24 protein-coding genes and 1 pseudogene are annotated in these 24,298 nt (G+C 61.4%); 14 read left to right on the forward strand and 11 right to left on the reverse strand.

Annotated features, from left to right (window positions below):
• Positions 1 to 131 precede the first annotated feature (131 nt).
• Together ACVI9W_RS11595 and ACVI9W_RS11600 are read left to right on the forward strand one after the other, a co-directional pair.
• Entirely contained in the window at positions 132 to 1,562 is a 1,431-nt protein-coding gene (locus tag ACVI9W_RS11595; protein WP_461530052.1) for an aminotransferase-like domain-containing protein, read from the forward strand.
• Between the two features lie 98 nt (positions 1,563 to 1,660).
• Positions 1,661 to 3,178, forward strand: coding sequence for a phospholipase D family protein (locus ACVI9W_RS11600; protein WP_461531825.1), 1,518 nt, complete (start codon positions 1,661 to 1,663; stop codon positions 3,176 to 3,178).
• Here ACVI9W_RS11600 and ACVI9W_RS11605 read toward each other — a convergent pair.
• Positions 3,175 to 4,314: an MFS transporter gene (locus ACVI9W_RS11605; protein ID WP_422418248.1), complete on the reverse strand. Its 1,140-nt coding sequence runs from the start codon at positions 4,312 to 4,314 to the stop codon at positions 3,175 to 3,177. The genes ACVI9W_RS11600 and ACVI9W_RS11605 overlap by 4 nt on opposite strands.
• 94 nt (positions 4,315 to 4,408) lie before the next feature.
• Complete coding sequence (locus tag ACVI9W_RS11610; protein ID WP_038615883.1) at positions 4,409 to 5,902, reverse strand: aldehyde dehydrogenase; 1,494 nt, start codon at positions 5,900 to 5,902, stop codon at positions 4,409 to 4,411.
• A 197-nt stretch (positions 5,903 to 6,099) separates the two neighbouring features.
• On the opposite strand from ACVI9W_RS11610, the gene ACVI9W_RS11615 reads away from it, so the two are divergent.
• On the forward strand, positions 6,100 to 6,459 hold the full coding sequence (locus ACVI9W_RS11615; RefSeq protein ID WP_038615887.1) for a cupin domain-containing protein: 360 nt from the start codon (positions 6,100 to 6,102) through the stop codon (positions 6,457 to 6,459).
• A 227-nt stretch (positions 6,460 to 6,686) separates the two neighbouring features.
• On the opposite strand, the gene rpmG is transcribed toward ACVI9W_RS11615, so the two are convergent.
• Both rpmG and rpmB read right to left on the reverse strand, forming a co-directional pair.
• Complete coding sequence (gene rpmG, locus ACVI9W_RS11620) at positions 6,687 to 6,842, reverse strand: 50S ribosomal protein L33 (protein WP_010225867.1); 156 nt, start codon at positions 6,840 to 6,842, stop codon at positions 6,687 to 6,689.
• Between the two features lie 11 nt (positions 6,843 to 6,853).
• Positions 6,854 to 7,090 carry a 50S ribosomal protein L28 gene (gene rpmB, locus ACVI9W_RS11625; RefSeq protein WP_010225868.1) on the reverse strand — a complete coding sequence of 79 codons (237 nt, stop codon included), beginning with the start codon at positions 7,088 to 7,090 and terminating at the stop codon, positions 6,854 to 6,856.
• A gap of 362 nt (positions 7,091 to 7,452) precedes the next feature.
• Between rpmB and ACVI9W_RS11630 the strand changes: the two genes are divergently transcribed.
• Positions 7,453 to 9,042 carry an ABC transporter substrate-binding protein gene (locus tag ACVI9W_RS11630; RefSeq protein ID WP_461530053.1) on the forward strand — a complete coding sequence of 530 codons (1,590 nt, stop codon included), beginning with the start codon at positions 7,453 to 7,455 and terminating at the stop codon, positions 9,040 to 9,042.
• Here the strand turns inward: ACVI9W_RS11630 and radC are convergent.
• The gene (radC, locus tag ACVI9W_RS11635) at positions 9,026 to 9,712 is read right to left on the reverse strand and encodes a RadC family protein (protein ID WP_461530054.1); all 687 of its coding nucleotides are present in this window, start codon (positions 9,710 to 9,712) and stop codon (positions 9,026 to 9,028) included. The genes ACVI9W_RS11630 and radC overlap by 17 nt on opposite strands.
• A 132-nt stretch (positions 9,713 to 9,844) precedes the next feature.
• Here radC and coaBC point away from each other — a divergent pair, with 132 nt between their 5' ends.
• The 7 genes and pseudogenes from coaBC (at position 9,845) to ACVI9W_RS11670 (ending at position 15,854) form a co-directional block, all read left to right on the forward strand.
• Positions 9,845 to 11,053: a bifunctional phosphopantothenoylcysteine decarboxylase/phosphopantothenate--cysteine ligase CoaBC gene (gene coaBC / locus ACVI9W_RS11640; protein ID WP_038615891.1), complete on the forward strand. Its 1,209-nt coding sequence runs from the start codon at positions 9,845 to 9,847 to the stop codon at positions 11,051 to 11,053.
• 6 nt (positions 11,054 to 11,059) lie between these two features.
• A complete protein-coding gene (gene dut / locus ACVI9W_RS11645) occupies positions 11,060 to 11,515 on the forward strand; it encodes a dUTP diphosphatase (RefSeq protein WP_422418259.1) in 456 nt (151 codons plus the stop codon).
• Positions 11,516 to 11,651: 136 nt separating this feature from the next.
• Positions 11,652 to 13,028: pseudogene (locus tag ACVI9W_RS11650) on the forward strand (phosphomannomutase/phosphoglucomutase); the annotation flags it as partial.
• 29 nt (positions 13,029 to 13,057) lie between these two features.
• Positions 13,058 to 13,963: an acetylglutamate kinase gene (argB, locus tag ACVI9W_RS11655; RefSeq protein WP_038615898.1), complete on the forward strand. Its 906-nt coding sequence runs from the start codon at positions 13,058 to 13,060 to the stop codon at positions 13,961 to 13,963.
• Between the two features lie 155 nt (positions 13,964 to 14,118).
• On the forward strand, positions 14,119 to 14,799 hold the full coding sequence (locus ACVI9W_RS11660) for a CsgG/HfaB family protein (protein WP_461530055.1): 681 nt from the start codon (positions 14,119 to 14,121) through the stop codon (positions 14,797 to 14,799).
• Between the two features lie 30 nt (positions 14,800 to 14,829).
• Positions 14,830 to 15,198, forward strand: a complete 369-nt coding sequence (locus ACVI9W_RS11665) for a DUF4810 domain-containing protein (protein WP_461530056.1) — start codon at positions 14,830 to 14,832, stop codon at positions 15,196 to 15,198.
• Positions 15,195 to 15,854, forward strand: coding sequence for a DUF799 domain-containing protein (locus ACVI9W_RS11670; RefSeq protein ID WP_461530057.1), 660 nt, complete (start codon positions 15,195 to 15,197; stop codon positions 15,852 to 15,854). Before ACVI9W_RS11665 ends, ACVI9W_RS11670 begins: the two co-directional genes overlap by 4 nt.
• Positions 15,855 to 15,890: 36 nt before the next feature.
• Here the strand turns inward: ACVI9W_RS11670 and pyrE are convergent, their stop codons facing one another.
• Positions 15,891 to 16,532 (reverse strand): orotate phosphoribosyltransferase, encoded by a 642-nt coding sequence (gene pyrE / locus ACVI9W_RS11675; RefSeq protein WP_010225878.1) that lies wholly within the window; start codon positions 16,530 to 16,532, stop codon positions 15,891 to 15,893.
• An 80-nt stretch (positions 16,533 to 16,612) separates the two neighbouring features.
• Here pyrE and ACVI9W_RS11680 point away from each other — a divergent pair, with 80 nt between their 5' ends.
• Positions 16,613 to 17,392 (forward strand): exodeoxyribonuclease III, encoded by a 780-nt coding sequence (locus tag ACVI9W_RS11680; RefSeq protein WP_028942456.1) that lies wholly within the window; start codon positions 16,613 to 16,615, stop codon positions 17,390 to 17,392.
• Between the two features lie 63 nt (positions 17,393 to 17,455).
• Here ACVI9W_RS11680 and ACVI9W_RS11685 read toward each other — a convergent pair whose 3' ends face one another.
• Both ACVI9W_RS11685 and rph read right to left on the reverse strand, forming a co-directional pair.
• Positions 17,456 to 17,824, reverse strand: coding sequence for a DUF4870 domain-containing protein (locus ACVI9W_RS11685; protein ID WP_038615900.1), 369 nt, complete (start codon positions 17,822 to 17,824; stop codon positions 17,456 to 17,458).
• A 24-nt stretch (positions 17,825 to 17,848) separates the two neighbouring features.
• Positions 17,849 to 18,571, reverse strand: a complete 723-nt coding sequence (gene rph, locus ACVI9W_RS11690; RefSeq protein WP_461530058.1) for a ribonuclease PH — start codon at positions 18,569 to 18,571, stop codon at positions 17,849 to 17,851.
• Between the two features lie 241 nt (positions 18,572 to 18,812).
• Here rph and ACVI9W_RS11695 point away from each other — a divergent pair, with 241 nt between their 5' ends.
• Both ACVI9W_RS11695 and gmk read left to right on the forward strand, forming a co-directional pair.
• Positions 18,813 to 19,676: a YicC/YloC family endoribonuclease gene (locus ACVI9W_RS11695; protein WP_461530059.1), complete on the forward strand. Its 864-nt coding sequence runs from the start codon at positions 18,813 to 18,815 to the stop codon at positions 19,674 to 19,676.
• A gap of 13 nt (positions 19,677 to 19,689) precedes the next feature.
• On the forward strand, positions 19,690 to 20,310 hold the full coding sequence (gmk, locus tag ACVI9W_RS11700) for a guanylate kinase (protein WP_157190532.1): 621 nt from the start codon (positions 19,690 to 19,692) through the stop codon (positions 20,308 to 20,310).
• A 21-nt stretch (positions 20,311 to 20,331) separates the two neighbouring features.
• On the opposite strand, the gene ACVI9W_RS11705 is transcribed toward gmk, so the two are convergent.
• The 3 genes from ACVI9W_RS11705 to ACVI9W_RS11715 form a co-directional block, all read right to left on the reverse strand.
• A complete protein-coding gene (locus tag ACVI9W_RS11705; RefSeq protein WP_461530060.1) occupies positions 20,332 to 21,882 on the reverse strand; it encodes an APC family permease in 1,551 nt (516 codons plus the stop codon).
• Between the two features lie 111 nt (positions 21,883 to 21,993).
• Entirely contained in the window at positions 21,994 to 22,773 is a 780-nt protein-coding gene (locus ACVI9W_RS11710; protein ID WP_461530061.1) for a gamma-glutamyl-gamma-aminobutyrate hydrolase family protein, read from the reverse strand.
• 14 nt (positions 22,774 to 22,787) lie between these two features.
• A complete protein-coding gene (locus ACVI9W_RS11715; protein ID WP_461530062.1) occupies positions 22,788 to 24,281 on the reverse strand; it encodes an aldehyde dehydrogenase in 1,494 nt (497 codons plus the stop codon).
• Positions 24,282 to 24,298: the final 17 nt, after the last annotated feature.

A 24,298-nucleotide genomic window follows, 5' to 3' on the forward strand; every position in this document is an offset into this window, starting at 1 on the left:
CTGAGCAAAAGCATTACAGATTCAAAACCTAGTTATTATTTCCATACAGAATTGGCAGTTTTCCTACTGAATGCTGTATTTTTTTGCCATCTGTATTGGTGATTAGCTGAAGCCTTCTGCGGGAGTATGCCGTGACCCTCTATGTCAACCTTGCCGAGCTGCTCAGCGCCCGCATCGAACAAGGCCTGTACCGCCCTGGCGACCGCTTGCCGTCGGTACGCGCCCTGAGTGTGGAACATGGCGTCAGCCTGAGCACCGTGCAGCAGGCCTATCGCCTGCTGGAAGACAATGGCCTGGCCGCGCCACGCCCCAAGTCCGGCTACTTCGTACCCACAGACCGTAGCCTGCCAGCCCTGCCCGCGGTAAGCCGGCCGGCGCAACGGCCGGTGGAAATTTCCCAGTGGGAACAGGTCATCGAGCTGATCCGCAGCGTGCCGAGCAAGGATGTGGTGCAACTGGGCCGCGGCATGCCCGATGTCGACAGCCCGACGCTCAAACCCCTGCTACGCAGCCTGGCCCAGCTCAGCCGCCGCCAGGACATGCCCGGCCTGTACTACGACACCATTTCCGGCACCCTGGCCCTGCGCGAACAGATCGCCCGGCTGATGCTCGACTCCGGCTGCAGCCTCGGCCCGGCCGACCTGGTGGTCACCACCGGTTGCCACGAAGCGCTGTCGACCAGCATCCGCGCGGTGTGCCAGCCCGGCGATATCGTCGCGGTGGACTCGCCGAGCTTTCACGGCGCCATGCAGACCCTCAAGGGCCTGGGCATGAAAGCCCTGGAAATCCCCACCGACCCGCTCACCGGCATTAGCCTCGAAGCCCTGGAGCTGGCCCTGGAACAATGGCCGATCAAGCTCATCCAGATCACCCCGAGCTGCAACAATCCGCTGGGTTACATCATGCCCGAGGCACGCAAGAATGCCTTGCTGACCCTCGCCCAGCGCTTTGACGTGGCAATCCTTGAAGACGACGTATACGGCGACCTGGCCTACACCTACCCACGCCCGCGCACGATCAAATCGTTCGACGAAGACGGCCGGGTACTACTCTGCAGTTCGTTTTCCAAGACCCTGGCACCGGGCCTGCGCATCGGCTGGGTCGCCCCCGGGCGCTACCTGGAGCGGGTGCTGCACATGAAGTACATCAGCACCGGCTGCACCGCAACGCAACCGCAACTGGCCATCGCCGACTTCATTGAAGCCGGGCACTACCAGCCGCATCTGCGGCGCATGCGCAGTCAGTATCAGCGCAGCCGCGACCAGATGAGCGACTGGGTCACTCGCTACTTTCCCCCCGGCACCCGTGCCAGCCGGCCGCAGGGTGGTTTCATGCTGTGGATAGAATTGCCGGAAAGTTTCGACACCCTGCGCCTGAACCGGGCTTTACTGGGGCAAGGCGTACAGATTGCCGTGGGCAGTATTTTTTCCGCCTCGGGCAAGTACCGTAACTGCCTGCGAATGAATTTCGCCGCCCGCCCTACCGCCGAAATCGAAGCGGCAGTGCGCAAGGTTGGCGAGACCGCCATTCGTCTACTGGCCGAAGCCGCAAGCGACGGGTAACTTTCCGCCGCCGTTCGCGGTCGATATCCATAAGTCCCTGTCGTGAAGGATTCATTGCCTTGATAAGCCCGCGTGCGCTGCCCTTGCTGCTGTCGCTGATGCTCGGCCTGAGCGGATGCGCCAGTGTCAGCCAGGCCCGCGATGTCAGTCAGGCGCTGCCAGCCAGTGACTCGGCCTTCGGGCGCTCAGTGCAGCGTCAGGCCTCCGCCTACGAAGGACGCTCGGGTTTTCGCCTACTGCCCAACAGCAATGAAGCGTTTCGCGCGCGGGCCGAGCTGATTCGCAACGCCCAGTCGAGCATCGACCTGCAGTACTACATCGTCCACGACGGTCTCAGCACCCGCGCCCTGGTCCACGAGCTGCTGCAGGCCGCCGACCGCGGTGTGCGGGTTCGTATCCTGCTCGATGACACCACCAGCGACGGCATCGACGACAAGATGGCCACCCTCGCCGCGCACCCGAACATCCACATCCGCGTCTTCAACCCGCTGCACCTGGGGCGCAGCACCGGTGTGACCCGGGCGGTGGGCCGCCTGTTCAATCTCAACCTGCAACACCGGCGCATGCACAACAAGCTGTGGCTGGTGGACAACAGCATGGCCATCGTCGGCGGCCGGAATATTGGCGATGAGTACTTCGACGCCGAGCCTAACCTGAACTTCACCGATATCGACCTGTTAGGGGTGGGGCCGGTTGCCGAACAACTCGGGCACAGCTTCGATCAGTACTGGAACAGTGCCCTGAGCCGGCCGATTGGCGACTTCCTCATGACCCAGCCTGACGCCAATGACCTGCGCGCCAGCCGCCAGCGCCTGGAAGCGTCGCTGGCCGAAGCCGAAGTCGAGCGTAAAGCGCTGTATGACCGCCTGATGTCGTACAAAACCAACCCGCGCCTGGGCGTCTGGCGCAATGAACTGATCTGGGCCCACAACCAGGCGCTGTGGGATGCACCGAGCAAGGTCCTGGCCCGCGATGAGCCGGACCCGCAACTACTGATGACCCACCAGCTGGCACCTGACATGAACGGCGTCCAGCACGAACTGATCCTGATCTCGGCCTACTTCGTGCCTGGCGAGCCCGGCCTGCTGTACCTGACCAGCCGCGCCGATGCCGGCGTCTCGGTCAAGCTGCTGACCAACTCCCTGGAGGCCACCGATGTGCCGGCGGTACATGGTGGTTACGCGCCTTATCGCAGGGCATTGCTGGAACATGGCGTGCATCTGTATGAACTGCGTCGGCAACCGGGCGACCCCGGCTCCAAGCGCGCCCTGCACATCTACGGCAGCTCCGACTCAAGCCTGCACAGCAAGGCGATCATCTTCGACCGGCGCAAGACCTTCATCGGCTCGTTCAACTTCGACCCCCGCTCGGTGCTGTGGAACACCGAGGTCGGCGTGCTGGTCGACAGCCCCGAACTCGCCGAGTACACCCGCGACCTGGCGGTCCAGGGCATGGCCGCAGCGCTGAGTTACCAGCCGCAGCTGGTCAACGGCGAACTGGTCTGGGTGACCGAAGACAATCACCAGCTGCACACCCTGACCACTGAGCCCGGAGGCCTGTGGCGCCGCTTCAACGCCTGGATCAGCAAGGCTGTAGGCCTGGAGCGGATGCTCTAGACCGGCGCCGGCTCGAAGGCATTCGGGCGCCGCGCGAGCAGCACCAGGCCGGCAGCACCGGCAGCCATCAGCAGCGGCAAGGCATGACCACTGACCCACTGGCTGCCGGCACCGGCAACCAGTGGCCCGATCAGGCAACCAATCCCCCAAAGCTGCGCGACATGAGCATTGGCCCGTACCAGCGCATCATCGCGGTAACGCTCGCCAATCAGCACCAGTGACAAAGTGAACAAACCACCGGCACTGGCGCCGAACAACACCCACAACGGCCAGATCGCCCAGGTTTGCAACATCAGCGGGATCGCCAGGCTCGACAACAGCAGCATCAACGCGCAACCGCTGAACAGCGTGCGCCGCGACATGCGATCGGCCAGCGCGCCAATCGGCAGCTGCAGCAGCGCATCACCGACCACTACCGTGCTGACCATGAACAGAGCAATCTCGGTGCTGAAGCCCTGCTGCAGGCAATACACCGGCAACAGGGTCAGGATCATCGCCTCGAACGCAGCGAACAGGGCAATTGCCCAGGCAATGACCGGCAAACGCCGGCAGAAACCGATCAGGTCCAGCAAGGTCACGCTGCACGCCTCTGCGCTCGGCGCGCCGTCACGTCCCAACAGCACCAGCGGTGCCAACAGCAGCAAGCCGGCACCGATCCAGAAACCGAGGTCGTCTTCCGAACCCATTACCCCCAGCAGCAACGGCCCGGCCAGCTGGCTCAAGGCATAACTACTGCCGTACAAGGCCACCAAGCGCCCGCGCCACTGCTCGATCACCAACTGGTTGATCCAGCTTTCGCCGAGGATGAACACAATGGTCAGGATCATGCCGATCAGCAGGCGCAGCACCAGCCACAACGGGTAGCTGGGCAACAGCGCCAGCAGGCCGATCGACAATGCTCCAGCCCACAGGCACAGACGCATCAACCCCGGCGTGCCAAAGCGCGCAGCGAGCCGGCTGGACAGGCTGGCACCGAGCAATACGCCAATCGCCGGCATCGCCGCCATCACGCCAATGGCAAAGCTGCCGTAGCCCCAGCTTTCCAGACGCAAGGACACCAGCGGCATGCTCACGCCCAGCGCCAGGCCGACACTGAGCACCGCCGTCAGCACGGCGAAATAGGTTCCCCAACGCATTGCAGCCTCCCAGGCTGTCGTGGTTCTGCAGAAACAACACAGCCGGACCTGCTGCGAGCAAGGTCCGGCTGTGAACGGGATCGCGCGGTTGCGGTTACAGCTTGATCCAGGTCGCCTTCAGCTCGGTGTACTTGTCCAGTGCGTGCAAGGACTTGTCACGGCCGTTGCCCGACTGCTTGAAGCCACCGAACGGTGCGGTCATGTCGCCGCCGTCGTACTGGTTGACCCAGACGCTACCGGCACGCAGTGCCTTGGCGGTCAGGTGAGCCTTGGAGATATCCGCAGTCCACACACCGGCAGCCAGGCCGTACGGGGTGTCGTTGGCGATGTTGATCGCTTCTTCAACGCTGTCGAAGGTAATGACCGACAGTACTGGGCCGAAGATTTCTTCCTTGGCAATGCGCATGGCGTTGCTGACGCCGTCGAAAATGGTCGGCTCGACGTAGGTGCCACCGGTTTCTTCGAGGATACGCTTACCACCGACCAGCAGTTTGGCGCCGTCACTGTGACCGGCTTCGATGTACGACAGCACGGTGTTCATCTGCTGGCTATCGACCAGCGCGCCGACGGTGGTGGCAGGGTCCAGCGGGTTGCCCGGTTTCCAGGCCTTGAGGGCCTCGAGTACCAGCGGCAGGAACTTGTCCTTGATCGAACGCTCGACCAGCAGACGGGAACCGGCGGTGCAGACTTCGCCCTGGTTGAAGGCGATGGCGCTGGCGGCAGCTTCGGCAGCGGCGTTGAGGTCCGGGGCGTCGGCGAAGACGATGTTCGGGCTCTTGCCACCGGCTTCCAGCCAGACGCGCTTCATGTTCGACTCACCGGCGTAGATCATCAATTGCTTGGCGATCTTGGTCGAACCGGTGAACACCAGGGTGTCGACGTCCATGTGCAGGGCCAGGGCCTTGCCGACGGTGTGGCCGTAGCCTGGCAGCACGTTGAGCACGCCAGCCGGAATACCGGCTTCGATTGCCAGCTGGGCAATACGGATGGCGGTCAACGGCGATTTTTCCGAAGGTTTGAGCACTACCGAGTTACCGGTGGCCAGCGCCGGGCCGAGTTTCCAGCAAGCCATCAGCAGCGGGAAGTTCCACGGCACGATGGCGGCAACCACACCCACAGGCTCGCGGGTCACCAGACCCAGCTGATCGTGCGGGGTAGCCGCGACTTCGTCGTAGATCTTGTCGATCGCTTCACCGTTCCAGCTCAGGGCCTGGGCGGCACCCGGTACGTCGATGGTCAGCGAATCGTTGATTGGCTTACCCATGTCCAGGGTTTCCAGCAGCGCCAGCTCTTCGACGTTCGCGTTGAGCAGGGCAGCGAAACGGATCATGGTGGCTTTGCGCTTGGCCGGGGCCAGACGCGACCAGACGCCGGACGCGAAAGTAGCGCGGGCGTTTTCTACGGCACGCTGGGCATCGGCTTCATCACAGCTGGCGACCTGCGCCAGCAGGCGGCCGTCGACCGGGCTGAGGCATTCGAACGTCGCGCCGGAAACGGCGGCGGTGTATTCACCATTGATGAAAGCGCGGCCTTCGATTTTCAGTTGTTGGGCACGCTGTTCCCAATCCGCACGAGTCAGGGTGGTCATACGAAACTCCTCCTCTTGTTAAGGTGCAGTGCCGCACGAGGGCTCACGGGCACTGTCAAAAATTCTGGCTTGGGCGAGCTACGCGCACAGGCACCTGCCACCCTAAACCACTGGCGACCCAATTATCAATATATTTGACATAATCGCACCAAACGCCTACTGATGTTCATTTTATTAAACAAACAAGAGACATAGCCATGCGCATAGACCAGATCATCGACTTCGCCCAGGTGCTCACCGAGGCCGAACGTTATCGCCCGGCAGCCGAAAAAATCCTCAAGGGCGATCCTGAGCAAGCGGTCTACAACCACTACTCCAGCCCCTGCGGCCAGTTTGCAGCCGGGGTCTGGGAAGGCGCCGTAGGCCAATGGACCGTCAATTACACTGAACACGAGTACTGCGAGATCGTTCAGGGCGTTTCGGTGCTGCGCGATGCAGACGGCGGCGCGAAAACCCTGCGCGCCGGTGATCGCTTTGTGATCCCGGCAGGCTTCAAGGGCACCTGGGAAGTGCTGGAGCCGTGCCGCAAGATCTACGTGATGTTCGAACAGAAATAACGGCATCGCAGGCGTGTGGGAAACCACTGTGGGAGCCTGCGATCGACCGCGAAGCGGTCGTAAAACTCGAGACCACAATGCTGCTGATACACCGCATTCACCGGTTTTGCTGCCGCTTTGCGGCAGATCGCGGGGCAAGGCCCGCTCCCACAGTGGTGTGCCCCACAGCCCATAAAAAAAGGGCCCGTATCCAGAGATACGGGCCCTTTTTTCGTCAGCCGGATCAATTACTTGATCTTGGCTTCCTTGTAGATCACGTGCTTGCGAACAACCGGATCGAATTTTTTGATTTCGATTTTGTCCGGAGTGGTGCGCTTGTTCTTGTCGGTGGTGTAGAAGTGGCCGGTATTAGCGGTCGACACCAGACGGATCAATTCACGCATGATTCTCTCCCTTAGACCTTAGCGCCGTTACGGCGAATGTCGACCAGAACGGCATCGATGCCGCGCTTGTCGATGATGCGCATGCCTTTGGCAGATACGCGCAGACGCACGAAACGCTTCTCGGACTCGACCCAGAAGCGATGATGCTGCAGGTTCGGCAGGAAACGACGACGGGTTTTGTTGTTTGCGTGGGAAATGTTATTCCCGGTTACCGGACCCTTACCGGTAACTTGACAGACTCTCGACATGCCTCAGCCCTCTAAAACCACATGCCCAACCCGGCATGGGTTGGCCGCTTAATCTCTCAGTCTTTGGCGCCAGGCGCCGTGTTTCTTCAGGGTCTTATCGACTCAATCAACAGATGCGACAAGCCGAGCCCCTAGAAAAGAGCGCTGCTTTATACCAGAAAGACCAAAGCACAACAACAGAAGATGTGTTTTGCCTTGCTGGGCGACACGCCGGAGCAGCATAACGACTGGCCCGGCAAGGTGTCGACCACTCGTCGCACGATTGGCAAAAAAGGCTATGGTCATTTCCGGCTTGGCACACTAGGGTAAGACTTTTCCAGACTGCACTGGCAGATGGGCCATCGATCAGCCAAGGATTCCTCATGCGTGCTGCCGCTCTACCCCTGTTGTTCGCCACCCTGCTCGGCCCCGCACTCGCCCAGGCGGCCGCGTTGAGTGTGTGTACCGAAGCCAGCCCTGAAGGCTTCGATGTGGTTCAGTACAACTCGCTGACCACCACCAATGCCTCGGCCGATGTGCTGATGAACCGCCTGGTCGAGTTCGATGCCGCAAAAGGCCAGGTGGTGCCAAGCCTGGCCGAGAGCTGGACGGTTTCGCCCGATGGCCTGATCTACGAGTTCAAGCTGCGCCCAGAGGTGAAGTTTCACAGCACCGGCTACTTCAAGCCCAGCCGCACCCTGGACGCCGACGACGTCCTGTTCAGCTTCCAGCGCATGCTCTACCCCGCGCACTCCTGGCACAAGATCGCTCAGAGCGGCTACCCGCACGCCCAATCGCTGCAGTTACCGAGCCTGATCAAGCAGATCGACGCTGTCGACCCGCTGACCGTGCGCTTCACCCTTGACCACGCGGACGCGACCTTCCTGGCCACCCTGAGCATGGGCTTCGCCTCGATCTATTCCGCCGAATATGCCGACCAGTTGCTCAAGGCCGGTACGCCGGAAAAGCTCAACAGCCAACCGATCGGCACCGGCCCGTTCGTGTTCAACCGCTTCCAGAAGGATGCGGTGATCCGCTACCGGGCCAACCCGGACTACTTTGCCGGCAAGCCCGCAGTCGATCCGCTGATCTTCGCCATTACCCCGGACGCCAACGTGCGCCTGCAGAAGCTCAAGCGCAACGAGTGCCAGATCGCCTTGTCGCCCAAACCGCTGGATATCGCCGCCGCCAGCGAAGATCCGACACTGAAGGTAGAAAAGACCGAAGCCTTCATGACGGCTTTCGTCGCTATCAATAGCCAGCACGCACCGCTGGACAAGCCCGAGGTGCGCCAGGCCATCAACCTGGCGTTCGACAAGGCCAGCTACCTCAAAGCGGTGTTCGAAGACACTGCGGTCGCCGCCAATGGCCCCTACCCGCCCAATACCTGGAGCTACGCCAAGGACCTGCCGGGCTACCCCACCGACCTGGACAAAGCCCGCGCGCTGCTAGGCAAGGCTGGCCTTAAAGACGGCTTCAGCACCACCATCTGGACCCGTCCGCAGGGCAGCCTGCTCAACCCCAACCCGAGCCTCGGCGCGCAGTTGCTCCAGGCAGACCTGGCCAAGATCGGCATCAAGGCCGAGATCCGGGTGATCGAATGGGGCGAGCTGATCCGCCGCGCCAAGGCTGGCGAGCATGACCTGCTGTTCATGGGTTGGGCCGGTGACAACGGCGATCCGGATAACTTCCTCAGCCCGCAGTTCGCCTGCGCGGCGGTGAAGTCCGGGACCAACTTTGCCCGCTATTGCGACCAGCGCCTTGACCAGCTGATCAGTGCTGGCAAGACCACCACCGACCAGAGCGTGCGTAGCCGTCTTTACCAACAGGCCCAGACGCAGATCCAGCAGCAGGCGCTGTGGCTGCCGCTGGCGCACCCTACCGCGGCGGCGCTTCTACGCAAGGACGTGCAGGGTTACCAGGTCAGTCCGTTCGGCCGCCAGGACTTCGCCAAGGTCAGTTCGACGCGTTGAACCAGCCATGCTCGACCATCGACAGCGGTTCACCATCGCCGACGATGAAGTGGTCGAGCACGCGAATGTCGACCAGTTCCAGTGCCTTCTTGAGCCGATGTGTAAGGTGCACATCGGCTTGGCTAGGCTCTGCGATACCTGACGGATGGTTGTGGCAGAGGATCAACGCAGCGGCATTGTGAGCCAGCCCGCGCTTGAGCACTTGCCTGGGGTACACGCTGGTGCTGTCGATAGTGCCGCGAAATAACACCTCAAAACCGAGTAAGCGGTGTTTATTGTCGAGAAACAGACATGCGAACACTTCATGAGGCTCATGCCGTAGCTGAGCCTTGAGGTAATCTTTGACCGCCTGCGGGCTCTGCAGAGCGGAACCGCGACGCAGCCGATCCGCCAGATGGCGTCGCGACATCTCCATGACCGCTTGCAACTGGGCGAACTTTGCAGGGCCGAGACCAAACTCCTGGTTGAATCGCTTGCCGTCCGCTTCCAGCAATCCGCGCAATCCACCGAACTGCCCAAGTAGATGTCGGGCAAGATCAACAGCGCTATAACCTCTCACACCCGTGCGCAGAAAAATCGCCAGCAACTCGGCATCCGAAAGACTGAATGCGCCTTGCTCCAACAACTTTTCCCGCGGCCGCTCCGCCACAGGCCAATCTCTGATACTCATCCTGCCTCCCTGTCCATCGGTTACTGCTCCTGTGTTTCAGCCCTGTGCTACATTACCCGCTCTTTTTTACGCGACGATTCGGCCTGGGGAGGCGTCGTCGCCGCGTGTAATCATTGAGCAAAAGGCAAGCCTATGCAGCGGCTGTATCGTAAGCGCATCGTTCTCGGCGTCGGCGGCGGCATCGCCGCCTACAAGAGTGCCGAACTGGTCCGCCGACTCCTGGAACACGGTGCGCAGGTGCGTGTCGTCATGACCCGCGGCGGCGCGGAGTTCATCACCCCGCTCACCCTGCAAGCACTGTCCGGTCACCCGGTGCACATGGATCTATTGGACCCTGCTGCCGAAGCGGCGATGGGCCATATCGAACTGGCCAAGTGGGCCGATCTGGTACTGATTGCCCCGGCCACCGCCGACCTGCTGGCGCGTATGGCCCAGGGCGTCGCCGACGACCTGCTGACCACCCTGGTGCTGGCCACCGACGCCACCGTGGCCGTCGCCCCGGCGATGAACCAGGCCATGTGGCGCGATCCGGCCACCCAGGCCAACCTCGAACTGCTGCAAAGCCGCGACATCAAGGTGTTCGGCCCGGCCTCCGGCAGTCAGGCCTGTGGCGATGTTGGCCTCGGCCGCATGCTCGAGGCCACCGACCTGGCCTGGTGCGCCGCCGAAAGCTTCAAGCGCGAATCGCTGACCGGCAAACACATCGTGATCACTGCCGGACCGACCCAGGAAAACATCGATCCGGTGCGCTACATCACCAACCACAGCTCCGGAAAAATGGGCTTTGCCCTGGCTGAGGCAGCTGTGGAAGCCGGCGCCAAGGTGACCCTGATCAGTGGCCCGGTGCACCTGCCAACGCCCGACCGGGTTACCCGTATCGACGTGGTCAGCGCCCGCGACATGCTGGCTGCCTGCGAAGCGGCGATGCCCTGCGACATTTTCATCGCCTCGGCCGCAGTCGCAGACTACCGTCCAGAGGTGGTCGCACCACAGAAACTCAAGAAAGACCCTACGACAGGTGACGGCCTGCTGCTGCAGATGGTCCGCAACCCGGACATTCTCGCCAGCATCGCCACCCGCCCCGATCGCCCGTTCAGCGTCGGCTTCGCCGCCGAGACCGAACACCTGCTCGACTACGCTGCGCGCAAGCTCAAAGACAAGAACCTCGACCTGATTGTCGCCAACGATGTGGCCAACCCCAGCATCGGCTTCAACAGCGAGGAAAACGCCTGCAGCGTGATCGATCGCCAGCTTCACGAAACACTCTTCGCACAGACCAGCAAGGGCAAGATCGCCCGTCAGCTGGTTGCTTTCATCGCCGAACGTCTCAACCAGGTTTAATTCTGCATGCACGCTCTACAAGCCAAGATTCTCGATCCACGCATCGGCGGCGAATTCCCGCTGCCGCAGTACGCTACTCCAGGCTCCGCCGGTCTCGACCTGCGCGCCATGCTCAAAGAAGACACCGTGCTGGAGCCGGGTCAGACTGTACTGATCCCTACCGGTCTGTCGGTCTACATCGGCGACCCGGGCCTTGCCGCGCTGATCCTGCCGCGCTCGGGCCTGGGCCACAAGCACGGCATCGTGCTGGGTAACCTGGTCGGCCTGATCGACTCCGACTACCAGGGCGAGCTGATGGTTTCCTGCTGGAACCGCGGCCAGACCCCGTTCACCATCACCATCGGCGAGCGCATTGCACAACTGGTCCTGGTACCTGTGGTGCAGGCTCATTTCGACATCGTCGAAGCCTTCGACGAAAGCCAGCGTGGCGCTGGCGGCTTTGGCCATTCCGGCAGCAACTGATCCACTCGCTGCCCACGGTGCGCCAAGGATGGCGAACTCTCTGGCGAAATGACCGTCAAAGCGTTCAGTTTGAGCCTGCCCTGCACGCCCTCGATATTGGAGCTCCCCAGAGATGAACGACATGGCACACCTGGTACCCGCACTCCCGGAAAGCATCTTCCGCGCCTATGACATCCGTGGCGTGGTCGGTGACACCCTGACTGCAGAGACCGCCTACTGGATCGGCCGCGCCATCGGTGCACAAACCCTGGCCCAGGGCGAACCGAACATCGCGGTCGGCCGTGACGGCCGCCTGTCCGGCCCGATGCTGGTCGAGCAATTGATCAAAGGCCTGGTCGAGGCCGGCTGCAACGTCAGCGATGTCGGCCTGGTGCCGACCCCTGCCCTGTACTACGCCGCCAACGTCCTGGCCGGCAAGTCCGGAGTGATGCTCACCGGCAGCCACAACCCGCCGAACTACAACGGTTTCAAGATCGTCATTGCCGGCGACACCTTGGCCAACGAACAGATCCAGGCCCTGTTGACCCGCCTGAAGAGCAACGACCTGAGCCGCGGCGAAGGCAGCGTCGAGAAAGTCGAAATCCTCGATCGCTATTTCCAGCAGATCACTGGCGACATCAAGCTGGCGAAAAAACTCAAAGTCGTCGTCGATTGCGGCAACGGTGCGGCCGGCGTAATTGCCCCGCAACTGATCGAAGCCCTGGGCTGCGAAATGATCCCGTTGTTCTGCGAAGTCGACGGCAACTTCCCTAACCATCACCCGGATCCGGGCAAACCCGAGAACCTGGTCGACCTGATTGCCAAGGTCAAGGAAACCGGTGCCGACCTCGGCCTGGCCTTCGATGGCGATGGCGACCGTGTCGGCGTGGTGACCAACACCGGCAGCATCGTCTACCCCGATCGCCTGCTGATGCTGTTTGCCCAGGACGTGCTTGAGCGCAACCCGGGCGCCGAGATCATCTTCGACGTCAAATGCACCCGCCGCCTGACCCCGCTGATCGAGCAATACGGTGGCCGCGCGCTAATGTGGAAGACCGGTCATTCGTTGATCAAGAAGAAGATGAAGCAAACCGGCGCCTTGCTGGCCGGCGAGATGAGCGGACACATTTTCATCAAGGAACGCTGGTACGGTTTCGACGACGGCATCTACAGTGCCGCGCGCCTGCTGGAGATCCTCAGCAAGGCCAAAACCGATGCTGAACAGCTGTTCGCCGCGTTCCCGAATGATATTTCCACACCGGAAATCAATATTGATGTGACCGACGAGGGTAAATTCAGCATCATTGATGCACTGCAACGCGAAGCCGACTGGGGCCAAGACGCCAACCTGACCACCATTGACGGTGTGCGGGTCGACTATCCCCACGGCTGGGGTCTGGTTCGCGCCTCCAACACCACACCGGTGCTGGTACTGCGCTTCGAGGCCGACAATGACGCCGAACTGCAGCGTATCCAGGAAGTCTTCCGCGCCCAGTTGAAGCGCGTTGCTCCTGATCTGCAACCCAAGTTCTGACTGACTATCTGTTCCAACTGGAGCCCTGCATGACCCTCGATCGCGATGCCGCCACCCATGTCGCCCAGGTTTTGTCCGAAGCGCTGCCTTACATCCGCCGTTTTGTCGGCAAGACCCTGGTGATCAAATACGGCGGCAACGCGATGGAGAGCGAAGAGCTCAAAACCGGTTTTGCCCGCGATGTGGTGCTGATGAAAGCGGTCGGCATCAACCCGGTGGTCGTGCATGGCGGCGGCCCGCAGATCGGTGATCTGCTCAAGCGCCTGTCGATCGAAAGCCACTTCATCGATGGCATGCGCGTCACCGACGCCCAGACCATGGACGTGGTCGAGATGGTCCTCGGCGGCCAGGTGAACAAGGACATCGTCAACCTGATCAACAGCCATGGCGGCAGCGCCATCGGCCTGACCGGTAAAGACGCCCAGCTGATCCGTGCGAAAAAACTGACCGTTACCCGTCAGACGCCAGAGATGACCACCCCGGAAATCATCGATATCGGTCATGTCGGCGAAGTTACCAGCGTCAACACCGACCTGCTGAACATGCTGGTCAAAGGTGACTTCATCCCGGTCATCGCGCCGATCGGCGTCGGTGCCAACGGCGAGTCGTACAACATCAACGCCGACCTGGTCGCAGGCAAGGTGGCCGAAGCACTGAAAGCTGAAAAGCTGATGCTGCTGACCAACATCGCCGGCCTGATGGACAAGCAAGGCACCGTGCTCACCGGCCTGACCACCGAGCAGGTCAACGAGCTGATCGCTGACGGCACCATCTACGGCGGCATGCTGCCGAAGATCCGCTGCGCCCTGGAAGCAGTGCAAGGCGGCGTCAACAGCTCGCACATCATCGATGGCCGGGTGCCGAATGCGGTACTGCTGGAGATCTTTACCGACAGTGGTGTCGGTACCCTGATCACCAACCACAAGCCTCGCTAAGGCTTTCAATCGCGGGGCGACACGTTGGCTTGCCCCGCGATATCCCACCTAGAATCCAGATCTCTCCTACTTCTCAAGTAAATTGCCGGCCAGCCGACACTGATGGCACAATGCAATCAGATGCAAACCATTTGTATTTACCTGGGAGAAGTAGCGTGAAATATGCGTCACATGGACTCGTGCTGGCAGCTGCCGTCGTACTTGGGTCGATAGCAGGCTGTGCAACCGAAACCTCCAGAGCCGTCGCTGTACAGCAGGTTGAAAGCGTCAACCGCCCCTACAGCGGACTGCGCACCCCCATTGCCGTAGGCAAGTTCGACAACCGCTCCAGCTATATGCGCGGCATTTTCTCCGACGGCGTCGACCGTCTTGGTGGTCAGGCCAAGACCATCCTGATCACTCACCTGCAGCAGACCAACCGGTTCAACGTGCTGGACCGCGACAATATGGGTGAGATCCAGCAGGAAGCAGCCATCAAGGGTCAGGCGCAGCGCCTCAAGGGTGCCGACTTCGTGGTCACCGGCGACGTGACCGAGTTCGGCCGCAAGGAAGTCGGTGACCGTCAGTTGTTCGGCATTCTCGGCCGCGGTAAAACCCAGGTCGCCTACGCCAAGGTGGCATTGAACATCGTCAACATCAGCACCTCCGAAGTGGTCTATTCGAGTCAGGGTGCCGGTGAATTTGCCCTGTCCAACCGTGAAGTCATCGGCTTCGGCGGTACCGCCAGCTACGACTCCACCCTCAACGGCAAGGTCCTCGACCTGGCCATGCGCGAAGCAGTCAACAAACTGGTCGGCGCAGTGGAAAGCGGTGCCTGGAAACCTGCCAACCAGTAAGCAGCCTCCGTTCACAAGGACGAACATAGAATGAGAAGCGCAATTTTTTCCTGGCGCACGGGCGCCGGCATCCTGCTGGGCAGCATCCTGCTGACCGGCTGCACCACCCAGAAGCCCCTGTACCAGTGGGAGAGCTATCAACCTCAGGTATACCAATACTTCAAAGGGGAGTCGAAGGAAGCCCAAGTCGAAGCCCTGGAGCGCGATCTGCAGAAGATCCGCGCCAAGAATGGAGCCGTACCACCGGGCTACCACGCCCAGCTTGGCCTGCTCTACTCGAGCCTGGGCAAAGATGATCAGATGATTCAGCAGTTCCAGACCGAGAAGGTTCTGTTCCCAGAGTCGACCGCGTATATGGACTTCTTGATGAAGAACGCACGGCAAGGAGCCAAACAGTGATCAATCGTGTTCTCAAACTGGTTGTCGGCGCATGCATTCTGTCGCTGTTCGCCGGCTGCGCCGAACGCAAGACCATCGACTACTCGGCGTTCAAGCAAGCTCACCCGCGCTCGATCCTGATTCTGCCACCGCTGAACGAGTCACCGGACGTGAAAGCCAGCTATAGCATGCTGTCGCAGGTGACCTACCCGCTGGCCGAAGCGGGTTACTATGTGTTGCCGGTAGCGCTGGTCGACGAGACTTTCCGCCAGAACGGCCTGAGCACTCCGGCCGACATCCACCAACTGCCGACGAAGAAACTCAATGAGATTTTCGGTGCGGATGCCGCGCTATATGTAACGGTTAGCGACTACGGCACCCGCTACATGGTGATCAGCAGCGCTTCAATCGTCACCGCCAGCGCCAAGCTGGTGGACCTGAAGAGCGGCACCACCCTATGGACCGGTACGGCCACCGCGTCCAGCGAAGAAGGCAACAACAACGCTGGCGGCCTGGTCGGCATGCTGATCACTGCTGCGGTCAAGCAGATCATCAACAGCACCTTGGATGATGCCAGTTATCCGATTGCCGGCATGACCGGGGCACGCCTGCTGACGCCCTATCAGAACGGCGGGATCCTCTACGGCCCTCGCTCACCGAAGTACGGTACCGACTGATGAAAAAAACGGGCCGCTTGAGCGGCCCGTTTTCATTCAGATCCCGTACTGCGCACGGTAGGCCTCAACAGCCGGCAGATGCTGTTTGAGCGCCGGGTCGTCGGCGAGGAACTCCAGCACCTGGGTCAGCGAAACGATGCTGACCACCGGAATACCGAAGTCGCGCTCCACTTCCTGGATCGCCGACAGCTCACCGTTACCGCGTTCCTGGCGGTTCAACGCGATCAGAACACCAGCGGCCTTGGCCTGCTGGCCCTGGATGATCTGCATGACTTCGCGGATCGCAGTGCCAGCGGTGATCACGTCGTCGATGATCAGCACGTCGCCGGTCAGCGGTGCGCCGACCAGGCTGCCACCTTCGCCGTGTGCCTTGGCTTCTTTACGGTTGAAGCACCATGGCAGGTCGAGGTCATGATGCTCGGCCAGCGCTACGGCAGTGGCTGCCGCCAGGGGGATACCCTTATAGGCCGGGCCGAACAGCACATCGAACGGAATCTTGCTGTCGACAATCGCCGCTGCATAGAAACGCCCGAGCTGAGCCAGGGCCGAACCACTGTTGAACAGGCCGGCATTGAAGAAATACGGGCTGGTGCGCCCGGATTTGAGGGTGAATTCACCGAAGCGCAGAACCCCGCGGTCGATGGCAAAACGAATGAAGTCGCGCTGATACGGCTGCATGAAGAGTCCCGGATACCACGGATTTAGCTAAATGAGTACAGCTCGGGTATCATACACGCACGAGATTTTTGGGGCCATTTATGCGGATCATCAGTGTGAACGTTAATGGCATTCAGGCTGCCGTTGAGCGTGGTTTGCTCAGCTGGCTACAAGCCCAGAATGCTGACGTCATCTGCCTTCAGGATACCCGCGCCTCGGCCTTTGAACTCGACGACCCAGCTTTCCAGCTTGATGGCTACTTCCTTTATGCCTGCGACGCAGAAGTTCCCGCCCAAGGCGGCGTGGCGCTTTATTCGCGGTTGCAGCCCAAGGCAGTCATCAGCGGCCTGGGCTTCGAGACAGCCGACCGCTACGGACGTTACCTGCAGGCCGATTTCGACAAGGTAAGCATCGCAACGCTGCTGCTGCCTTCGGGAATGAACGGCGACGAAGACTTGAACCAGAAGTTCAAGTTGATGGACGACTTCGCCAAGTACCTGGACAAGCAGCGACGCAAACGTCGCGAATACATCTATTGCGGCTCGTTGTACGTGGCGCAGCAGAAGCTCGACGTCAAGAACTGGCGCGATGGCCAGCAGTCGCCGGGCTTCCTGGCGCCGGAACGGGCCTGGATGGACACCGTCGTCGGTGACATGGGTTATGTCGACGCCCTGCGCGAAGTCAGCCGTGAAGGCGACCAGTACAGCTGGTGGCCAGACAACGAACAGGCCGAGATGCTCAACCTGGGCTGGCGTTTCGACTACCAGCTGCTGACCCCGGGCCTGCGCCGCTTCGTGCGTAGCGCGCGCCTGCCGCGTCAACCGCGCTTCTCCCAGCACGCGCCACTGATCGTGGACTACGACTGGACGCTGACGATCTGATTCGTTCAGGCACAAAAAAACCGACATCACGTCGGTTTTTTTGTGCCTGCTGTCAGCTGATCATTATTTGATCGGCCGCCAGGTCAACGGATAGCGATAGGGCTGACCATCGTTGGCCTTGACCCCGGCAACGATCGTGAGAACCAGCACGGCAACCATCAACATGCCGAACAACACGATCCCCACCAGCACAAACATCAGCGCAAAGCAGATGATCGAGGCCAGAAACACGGTGAGCTGAAAATTCAGCGCTTCCTTGCCCTGGGCGTCTATGAACGGGTCCAGGTCCTTCTTCCAGATCCACATCACCAGTGGACCCAGCAGGTTGCCAAACGGCACCACCAGCCCCAACAGCGCGGCCAGGTGACAGAACATCGCCCACTGACGAATCTCGGCATTGGGGGTGGGCAACTGTAACGGTTGCTCAGTCATGTTCTGCTCCTTGCCGTGTCGAAATCAGTCAGCCAGCGAGGCTAGCTGCAGTTCGAACAGATCGACCATGCCTTTCTGCGCCAGCGCCAGCATGGCGTTGAGCTCTTCCGGCTGGAACGGCGCGCCTTCGGCAGTGCCCTGGACTTCGATGAAGCCACCCTGGCTGGTCATGACCACGTTCAGGTCAGTCTCGGCAGCGGAGTCTTCCAGGTAGTCCAGGTCGAGTACGGCTTCGCCCTGGTACATACCAACCGAAACGGCAGCGATCATGTGCTTGAGCGGGTCGCCGCCTTTCAGGCCGCCACGCTTCTTGACCACGCGCAGGGCATCGACCAGGGCAACCATGGCACCGGTGATCGAGGCAGTGCGGGTGCCGCCATCAGCCTGGATCACGTCGCAGTCGACGTACAGGGTGATGTCGCCGAGCTTGCTCATGTCCAGCGCAGCGCGCAGCGAACGGCCGATCAGGCGCTGGATTTCGAGGGTACGGCCACCCTGCTTGCCACGGGCGGCTTCACGCTGGTTACGCTCGCCGGTGGAGCGCGGCAGCATGCCGTACTCGGCGGTCAGCCAGCCTTGGCCCTGACCTTTGAGGAAGCGCGGCACACCATTCTCGACGCTGACGGTACAGACGACTTTGGTGTCACCGAACTCGACCAGTACTGATCCCTCGGCGTGTTTGGTGTAGTTGCGGGTGATGCGGATCGAGCGGAGCTGATCGGCAGCGCGACCACTTGGACGTTTCATTTGGGATACCTGTACTGGGTTTGAATCTGCCCAGCATTATAGAGCGCACCGGGCCCGGAGGACACGTCTATTGTCGCAGCCCCGAAAACAGTGGGCCCAGAGGCGTTGGTCGGTTTTTTCCGGGAGTTGCCTGACTGTTTGTAACATCAGTGCATTGGGAGCCAGCGCCGCACTGCGCTACAATCCTGCGCCTTTGCAGCCGGTTGGCTTTTCCTTGACCCTTTTTTGCGAGGTACTTCCCATGGTGCACAGCATGACCGCTTTTGCTCGTGTCGAGCGCGCCGGTAGCCAGGGCACCCTGATCTGGGAACTACGCTCGGTCAACCATCGCTACCTGGAACCGCACCTGCGTTTGCCTGAAGCGCTGCGCGACCTCGAAGGTGCAGTGCGTGAAGCACTGCGCCAGGGGCTGTCGCGAGGCAAGGTCGAATGCACCTTGCGCTTCAATGAAGAGAACGCCGGCAAGCCCCTGCAGGTCGACCGCGAGCGCGCTGCGCAACTGGTCGCCGCCGCCGAGACCGTGGCCAGCCTGATCAAGCAGCCGGCACCGCTGAACCCGCTGGAGGTGCTGGCCTGGCCTGGCGTGCTGGTCGCTGATGCCAGCGACCCGCAAGCGCTGAACAACGAAGCGATGGAGCTGTTCGAAGAGGCTCTCAAGGAGCTCAAGAACGGCCGCAACCGCGAGGGTACCGAACTGGCCCGCCTGATCCACGAGCGCCTCGACGGCATGGCCAGCGAAGTCACCACCCTGCGCGCCCTGGTGCCGCAGATGCTGGCAGCCCAGCGGCAGAAGATTCTCGACCGTTTCACCGACATGCAGGCCGAACTCGACCCGCAGCGCCTGGAGCAGGAAATGGTCCTGCTGGCGCAAAAGAGCGACGTCGCTGAAGAGCTCGACCGCCTGAGCACCCACATCAACGAAGTACGCCGGGTGCTCAAGTCCGGCGGCGCCGCTGGCCGGCGCCTGGACTTCCTGATGCAGGAGCTCAATCGCGAAGCCAACACCCTGGGCTCCAAAGCCTTCGACCCACGCAGCACCCAGTCCGCGGTCAACCTCAAGGTACTGATCGAGCAGATGCGTGAACAAGTACAGAACATTGAGTAAGGCCACCCCGACCATGAATCACAGCAGCGGCACCCTTTATATCGTTTCCGCCCCGTCCGGCGCCGGCAAGACCAGCCTGGTCAAGGCCCTGATCGACGCCGACAACAGCATCCAGGTGTCGGTCTCGCACACCACCCGGGCCATGCGCCCGGGCGAAGTGCACGGCGTGAACTACCACTTCGTCGAGCACGCCGAGTTCAAGCTGATGATCGAGCAAGGCGACTTCCTCGAACAGGCCGAAGTGTTCGGTAACTTCTACGGGACGTCGCGCAGCGCGCTGCAGCAGACCCTCGACCAGGGCCACGACCTGATCCTGGAAATCGACTGGCAAGGTGCCCAGCAGGTGCGCAAGCTGATGCCTGAGGCGCGTTCGATCTTCATCCTGCCGCCGACCCAGGAAGCCCTGCGCCAGCGCCTGACCAACCGTGGCCAGGACAGCGATGAGATCATCGAGGGGCGGATGCGTGAAGCGGTAAGCGAGATGAGTCATTACGACGAGTATGACTTCGTCATCATCAACGATGACTTCGCCACTGCGCTGGAAGACCTCAAGGCGGTGTTCCGCGCCAACCGCTTGCTGCAGGCTAACCAGCAGCAGCGTCATGGCCAGTTGCTCAAGCAATTGCTTGCCTGAGCAACCGGTCACTCCAGCCGCTTAGCGGCGGCTGGAGACAGTGGCGTGACGTTGCAGGGTCATGCCCAGGAAGAACGCCGGCGCCCGCAGGCGTGACAGCATCATCAGCCCCAGCCCCAGCAGTGTGATGATCACTGCAATCACGAACACCAAGCCCAAACCACCTACATGCGAGCCGCTGCCGAACGAGGGCGAAGCACTGTCGTAGGCAGTCTGCAGGAAGATCACCGAGAGAATACCGCCACCGAGCAGCGGGCACAGGCCACGCATCAGGAAGTGGCGCACGCTGTCGAACAGGCTGTGGCGGAAGTACCAGACACAGGCATAAGCGGTCAGCGAGTAGTAGAAGCAGATCATCATGCCCAGGGCAGTGATGGTGTCGGCCAGTACGTTCTCGCTCAGGGTACGCATGGTGACGTAGAACACACCTGCCGCCACACCGGCACAGATCGTCGCGTAACGCGGGGTTTTCGAGCGTGGGCAGATGTTGGCGAAGCGCTCAGGCACCGCACCGTAGTAACCCATGGCCAGCAAGGTGCGCGCCGGTGCAACAAAGGTCGACTGCAGCGAAGCAGCGGTACTGGCCAACACCGCGATCGACATCAGGATCGCCAGCGGGCCCATGACCGGACCTGCCAGGTGGGCAAAGACGTTTTCCTGGATGCGCGGGTTGTTCAGGCCAAGACCAACATCACCGATACCGGCAAATTGCAGTGTGGCAATCGCCGTGACCAGGTACAGACCGAGAATCAGCAGCACCGTCAGGGTCGCTGCACGGCCAGGGGTGTCACCGCTGCCCACTGACTCTTCACTGATGCTCAGGCACACGTCCCAGCCCCAGAAGATGAAGATCGACAGTGACAAACCGGCGGCAAACGCCGAGAACGACTCGACACCAAAGGGGTTGAACCAGTCGAAATCGAACTCCAGCGGCGGCATCGGCGCAGACTCGCCAAAAGCAGCCATGGCAAAGCCCACCAGCACCACCAACTGCAACGCCACCAGAGCGTACTGTACGGTCATGGTGGTGGCGATTCCGCGACAGCAAATCCACACCGCCATGGCGATGAACACGCAACAGGTGACGACATTGATCAACAGGTTATCGGCCAGCGCCGCCACCTCGTGGCTGCCGGTTATCTGCCCGAGGAACAGATAAAAGAAGTCGACCGCCACCCCCGCAAGGTTGGACAGCACAATGGTGGTGGCCGTAACCAACCCCCAACCACCGATCCAGCCGATCATCGGGCCGAACGCCCGCGCCGACCAGGTAAAGGATGTGCCGCTGTCAGGTTCGGCCGAGTTCAGCTCGCGATAGCCCAGCGCAACCAGCAACATTGGCAGGAAACCGACGATGAACACCGCCGGCAGGTGAGCACCGACTTCACGCACGGTTGGGCCGAGGGCGCCAGTGAGGGTGTAGACCGGTGCAATGGTGGAGATACCCAGGACAATGCTCGCCAGCAGTCCAAGCCGGCCCGAGGCCAGCCCTTTGGATGCTTTCGATGCACCTTTTTCCTGGGTGCGAGCCTGTCCCATACCCGGGGACAGGCCTGCTTCGTATTCGCTCATGAGTAGTTGCCGCCGCTTTTACTATTGTTTTTCAGGACGCCCCGCAGCGCGTCCGCTTGCACTCAATGAAACCTGTTGCTGTTGCGTGAATTCCGGATTATCCGGATGACCTCATAGGGTCTTCTCCCGGTGACGCTCGCCCCTTGCACGGGCCAGGCATGCCTCACGAAACGCCTGAAACAGACGCAACGAAACCGGGTTTTCGGCCAAGCGGTACTCCGGGTGCCATTGCACACCGACCACAAAGCCCGGGGCGTCCTCCATGGACACCGCTTCGATCAATCCGTCCGGCGCCAGGGCCTCGGCCCGCAGGCTGTCAGCCAGGCGATCGATGCCTTGGCTGTGAAGCGAATTGACCATGAAGCTCTGTTCCAGCCCCAGCCGTTCGAACAGCCCGCCGAGCTGTACGGTAACGCTATGACGTGGGCTGTATTGCTCTTCCAGTGGCGCATCCTGCGGCTCGCGGTGATCAAGGAAACCTGGCAGCTCCTGCACCCGCTGGTGCAGGGTGCCGCCCAAGGCAACGTTCAATTCCTGGAATCCACGGCAGATGCAGAACACCGGCACACCGGTGGCAATGGCGGCCTGCAGTAACGGCAGGGTCAGCCGGTCGCGAAACACATCGTGCTTCGTACCTTCCACGCTGGGGGCGCCATTGTAATGATGCGGCTCGACATTTGAAGGTGAACCGGTAAAAAGAATGCCATCGAGGCGCTCTAGCACGCGTTGCGGGTCAACCGGCTCGGCACGCGCCGGCAGGATCAGCGGGATCCCGGCGAAACCTGCCGCTTCGACATACTTGTCACCAACGGTGTGCGACGAATTATTGCCCAACTGCTGACGACAGGCAGAAATGCCAATCAAAGGCGGCAGGTCATTGGTAGTTTGCATGGGTTCACCCTCCCTTACAGCTTGATCCAGGTCGCCTTGAGTTCGGTGTATTTGTCAAAAGCGTGCAGCGACTTGTCGCGGCCATTACCCGACTGCTTGAAGCCGCCAAACGGCGCGGTCATGTCGCCGCCGTCGTACTGGTTGACCCAGACGCTGCCAGCACGCAGGGCACGGGCAGTCTTGTGGGCGCGGGAAATGTCGTTGGTCCAGACCGCCGCGGCCAGGCCGAACGGTGAATCGTTGGCGATAGCAACGGCCTCTTCGGCGCTGTCGAAGGTGATCACCGACAGCACCGGCCCGAAGATTTCCTCGCGGGCAATGCGCATGGCGTTGGTCACGCCATCGAAGATCGCCGGTTGCAGGTACACGCCACAGGTGTCTTCCAGCACACGCTCGCCGCCAGTCAGCAACGTAGCGCCATCGGCTTTGCCGGCTTCGATGTAGCCGAGCACGGTATCCAGCTGGGTGCTGTCCACCAGCGCGCCGACGCGGGTTTCGGGATCCAGGGCGTGCCCCGGCTTCCAGGTCTTGAGCGCCTCGACCACCATCGGCAAGAAGCGCTCCTTGATGCTGCGCTCGACCAGCAGGCGCGAGCCGGCAATGCACACTTCGCCCTGGTTGAAGGCGATGGCCGCCGCGGCCGCATCGGCAGCCGCTTGCAGGTCAGGGGCGTCGGCAAAGACGATGTTCGGGCTCTTGCCGCCGGCTTCCAGCCAGACCCGCTTCATGTTCGACTCACCGGCATAGACCATCAGCTGCTTGGCAATGCGCGTGGAGCCGGTGAACACCAAGGTGTCGACATCCATGTGCAGGGCCAGGGCCTTGCCGACCGTGTGACCGTACCCAGGCAGTACGTTCAGTACACCGGCCGGAATACCGGCGTCGAGTGCCAACTGGGCGATACGGATCGCCGTCAGCGGTGATTTTTCGGACGGCTTGAGGATCACCGAGTTACCGGTGGCCAGGGCCGGGCCGAGCTTCCAACAGGCCATCATCAGTGGAAAGTTCCACGGAACAATGGCCGCAACCACGCCGACCGGCTCGCGGGTGACCAGACCCAGCTGGTCGGACGCGGTTGCAGCAACTTCGTCATAAATCTTGTCGATGGCTTCGGCATGCCAGCGAATGGCATTGGCCGCAGCCGGAATATCAATGCTCAGGGAATCGGCAATCGGCTTGCCCATGTCCAGGGTTTCCAGCAGCGCCAGTTCCTCGGCGTTGGCCAGCAGCAGATCGGCGAAGGCAATCAGCACCCGTTTGCGCTGTGCCGGCGCCTGCTGGGCCCAGACGCCACTGTCGAAACTGCGGCGGGCGGCGGCCACGGCGCGCTCGGCGTCGGCGCTGTCGCAGCTGGCGACCTGCGCCAGCTGGCGGCCATCGACCGGGCTGGAACAATCGAAAATGTCACCAGCAACACTGGCGCAGTACTGCCCGTCGATAAAGGCACGGCCTTCGATCTTCAGGGTCTGGAACAGCTGTTCCCAGTGTTCACGTGGTGCAATTGTCATTGTTGTTTTCTCCGGGC

The sequence above is a fragment of the Pseudomonas sp. 210_17 TE3656 genome (genome assembly GCF_054821965.1).

Excerpts from the sequence above, each read along its gene's own strand:
- gmk (WP_157190532.1), top strand. The coding sequence starts at position 19,690 with ATGAATCACAGCAGCGGCACCCTTTATATCGTTTCCGCCCCGTCCGGC.
- pyrE (WP_010225878.1), bottom strand. The coding sequence starts at position 16,532 with ATGCAGCCGTATCAGCGCGACTTCATTCGTTTTGCCATCGACCGCGGG.
- ACVI9W_RS11685 (WP_038615900.1), bottom strand. The coding sequence starts at position 17,824 with ATGACTGAGCAACCGTTACAGTTGCCCACCCCCAATGCCGAGATTCGT.
- rph (WP_461530058.1), bottom strand. The coding sequence starts at position 18,571 with ATGAAACGTCCAAGTGGTCGCGCTGCCGATCAGCTCCGCTCGATCCGC.
- ACVI9W_RS11710 (WP_461530061.1), bottom strand. The coding sequence starts at position 22,773 with ATGCAAACTACCAATGACCTGCCGCCTTTGATTGGCATTTCTGCCTGT.
- ACVI9W_RS11615 (WP_038615887.1), top strand. The coding sequence starts at position 6,100 with ATGCGCATAGACCAGATCATCGACTTCGCCCAGGTGCTCACCGAGGCC.
- rpmG (WP_010225867.1), bottom strand. The coding sequence starts at position 6,842 with ATGCGTGAATTGATCCGTCTGGTGTCGACCGCTAATACCGGCCACTTC.
- dut (WP_422418259.1), top strand. The coding sequence starts at position 11,060 with ATGCACGCTCTACAAGCCAAGATTCTCGATCCACGCATCGGCGGCGAA.
- argB (WP_038615898.1), top strand. The coding sequence starts at position 13,058 with ATGACCCTCGATCGCGATGCCGCCACCCATGTCGCCCAGGTTTTGTCC.
- ACVI9W_RS11695 (WP_461530059.1), top strand. The coding sequence starts at position 18,813 with ATGGTGCACAGCATGACCGCTTTTGCTCGTGTCGAGCGCGCCGGTAGC.
- rpmB (WP_010225868.1), bottom strand. The coding sequence starts at position 7,090 with ATGTCGAGAGTCTGTCAAGTTACCGGTAAGGGTCCGGTAACCGGGAAT.
- ACVI9W_RS11605 (WP_422418248.1), bottom strand. The coding sequence starts at position 4,314 with ATGCGTTGGGGAACCTATTTCGCCGTGCTGACGGCGGTGCTCAGTGTC.
- ACVI9W_RS11600 (WP_461531825.1), top strand. The coding sequence starts at position 1,661 with ATGCTCGGCCTGAGCGGATGCGCCAGTGTCAGCCAGGCCCGCGATGTC.
- ACVI9W_RS11630 (WP_461530053.1), top strand. The coding sequence starts at position 7,453 with ATGCGTGCTGCCGCTCTACCCCTGTTGTTCGCCACCCTGCTCGGCCCC.
- ACVI9W_RS11610 (WP_038615883.1), bottom strand. The coding sequence starts at position 5,902 with ATGACCACCCTGACTCGTGCGGATTGGGAACAGCGTGCCCAACAACTG.
- coaBC (WP_038615891.1), top strand. The coding sequence starts at position 9,845 with ATGCAGCGGCTGTATCGTAAGCGCATCGTTCTCGGCGTCGGCGGCGGC.
- ACVI9W_RS11715 (WP_461530062.1), bottom strand. The coding sequence starts at position 24,281 with ATGACAATTGCACCACGTGAACACTGGGAACAGCTGTTCCAGACCCTG.
- ACVI9W_RS11665 (WP_461530056.1), top strand. The coding sequence starts at position 14,830 with ATGAGAAGCGCAATTTTTTCCTGGCGCACGGGCGCCGGCATCCTGCTG.
- ACVI9W_RS11680 (WP_028942456.1), top strand. The coding sequence starts at position 16,613 with ATGCGGATCATCAGTGTGAACGTTAATGGCATTCAGGCTGCCGTTGAG.
- ACVI9W_RS11705 (WP_461530060.1), bottom strand. The coding sequence starts at position 21,882 with ATGAGCGAATACGAAGCAGGCCTGTCCCCGGGTATGGGACAGGCTCGC.
- radC (WP_461530054.1), bottom strand. The coding sequence starts at position 9,712 with ATGAGTATCAGAGATTGGCCTGTGGCGGAGCGGCCGCGGGAAAAGTTG.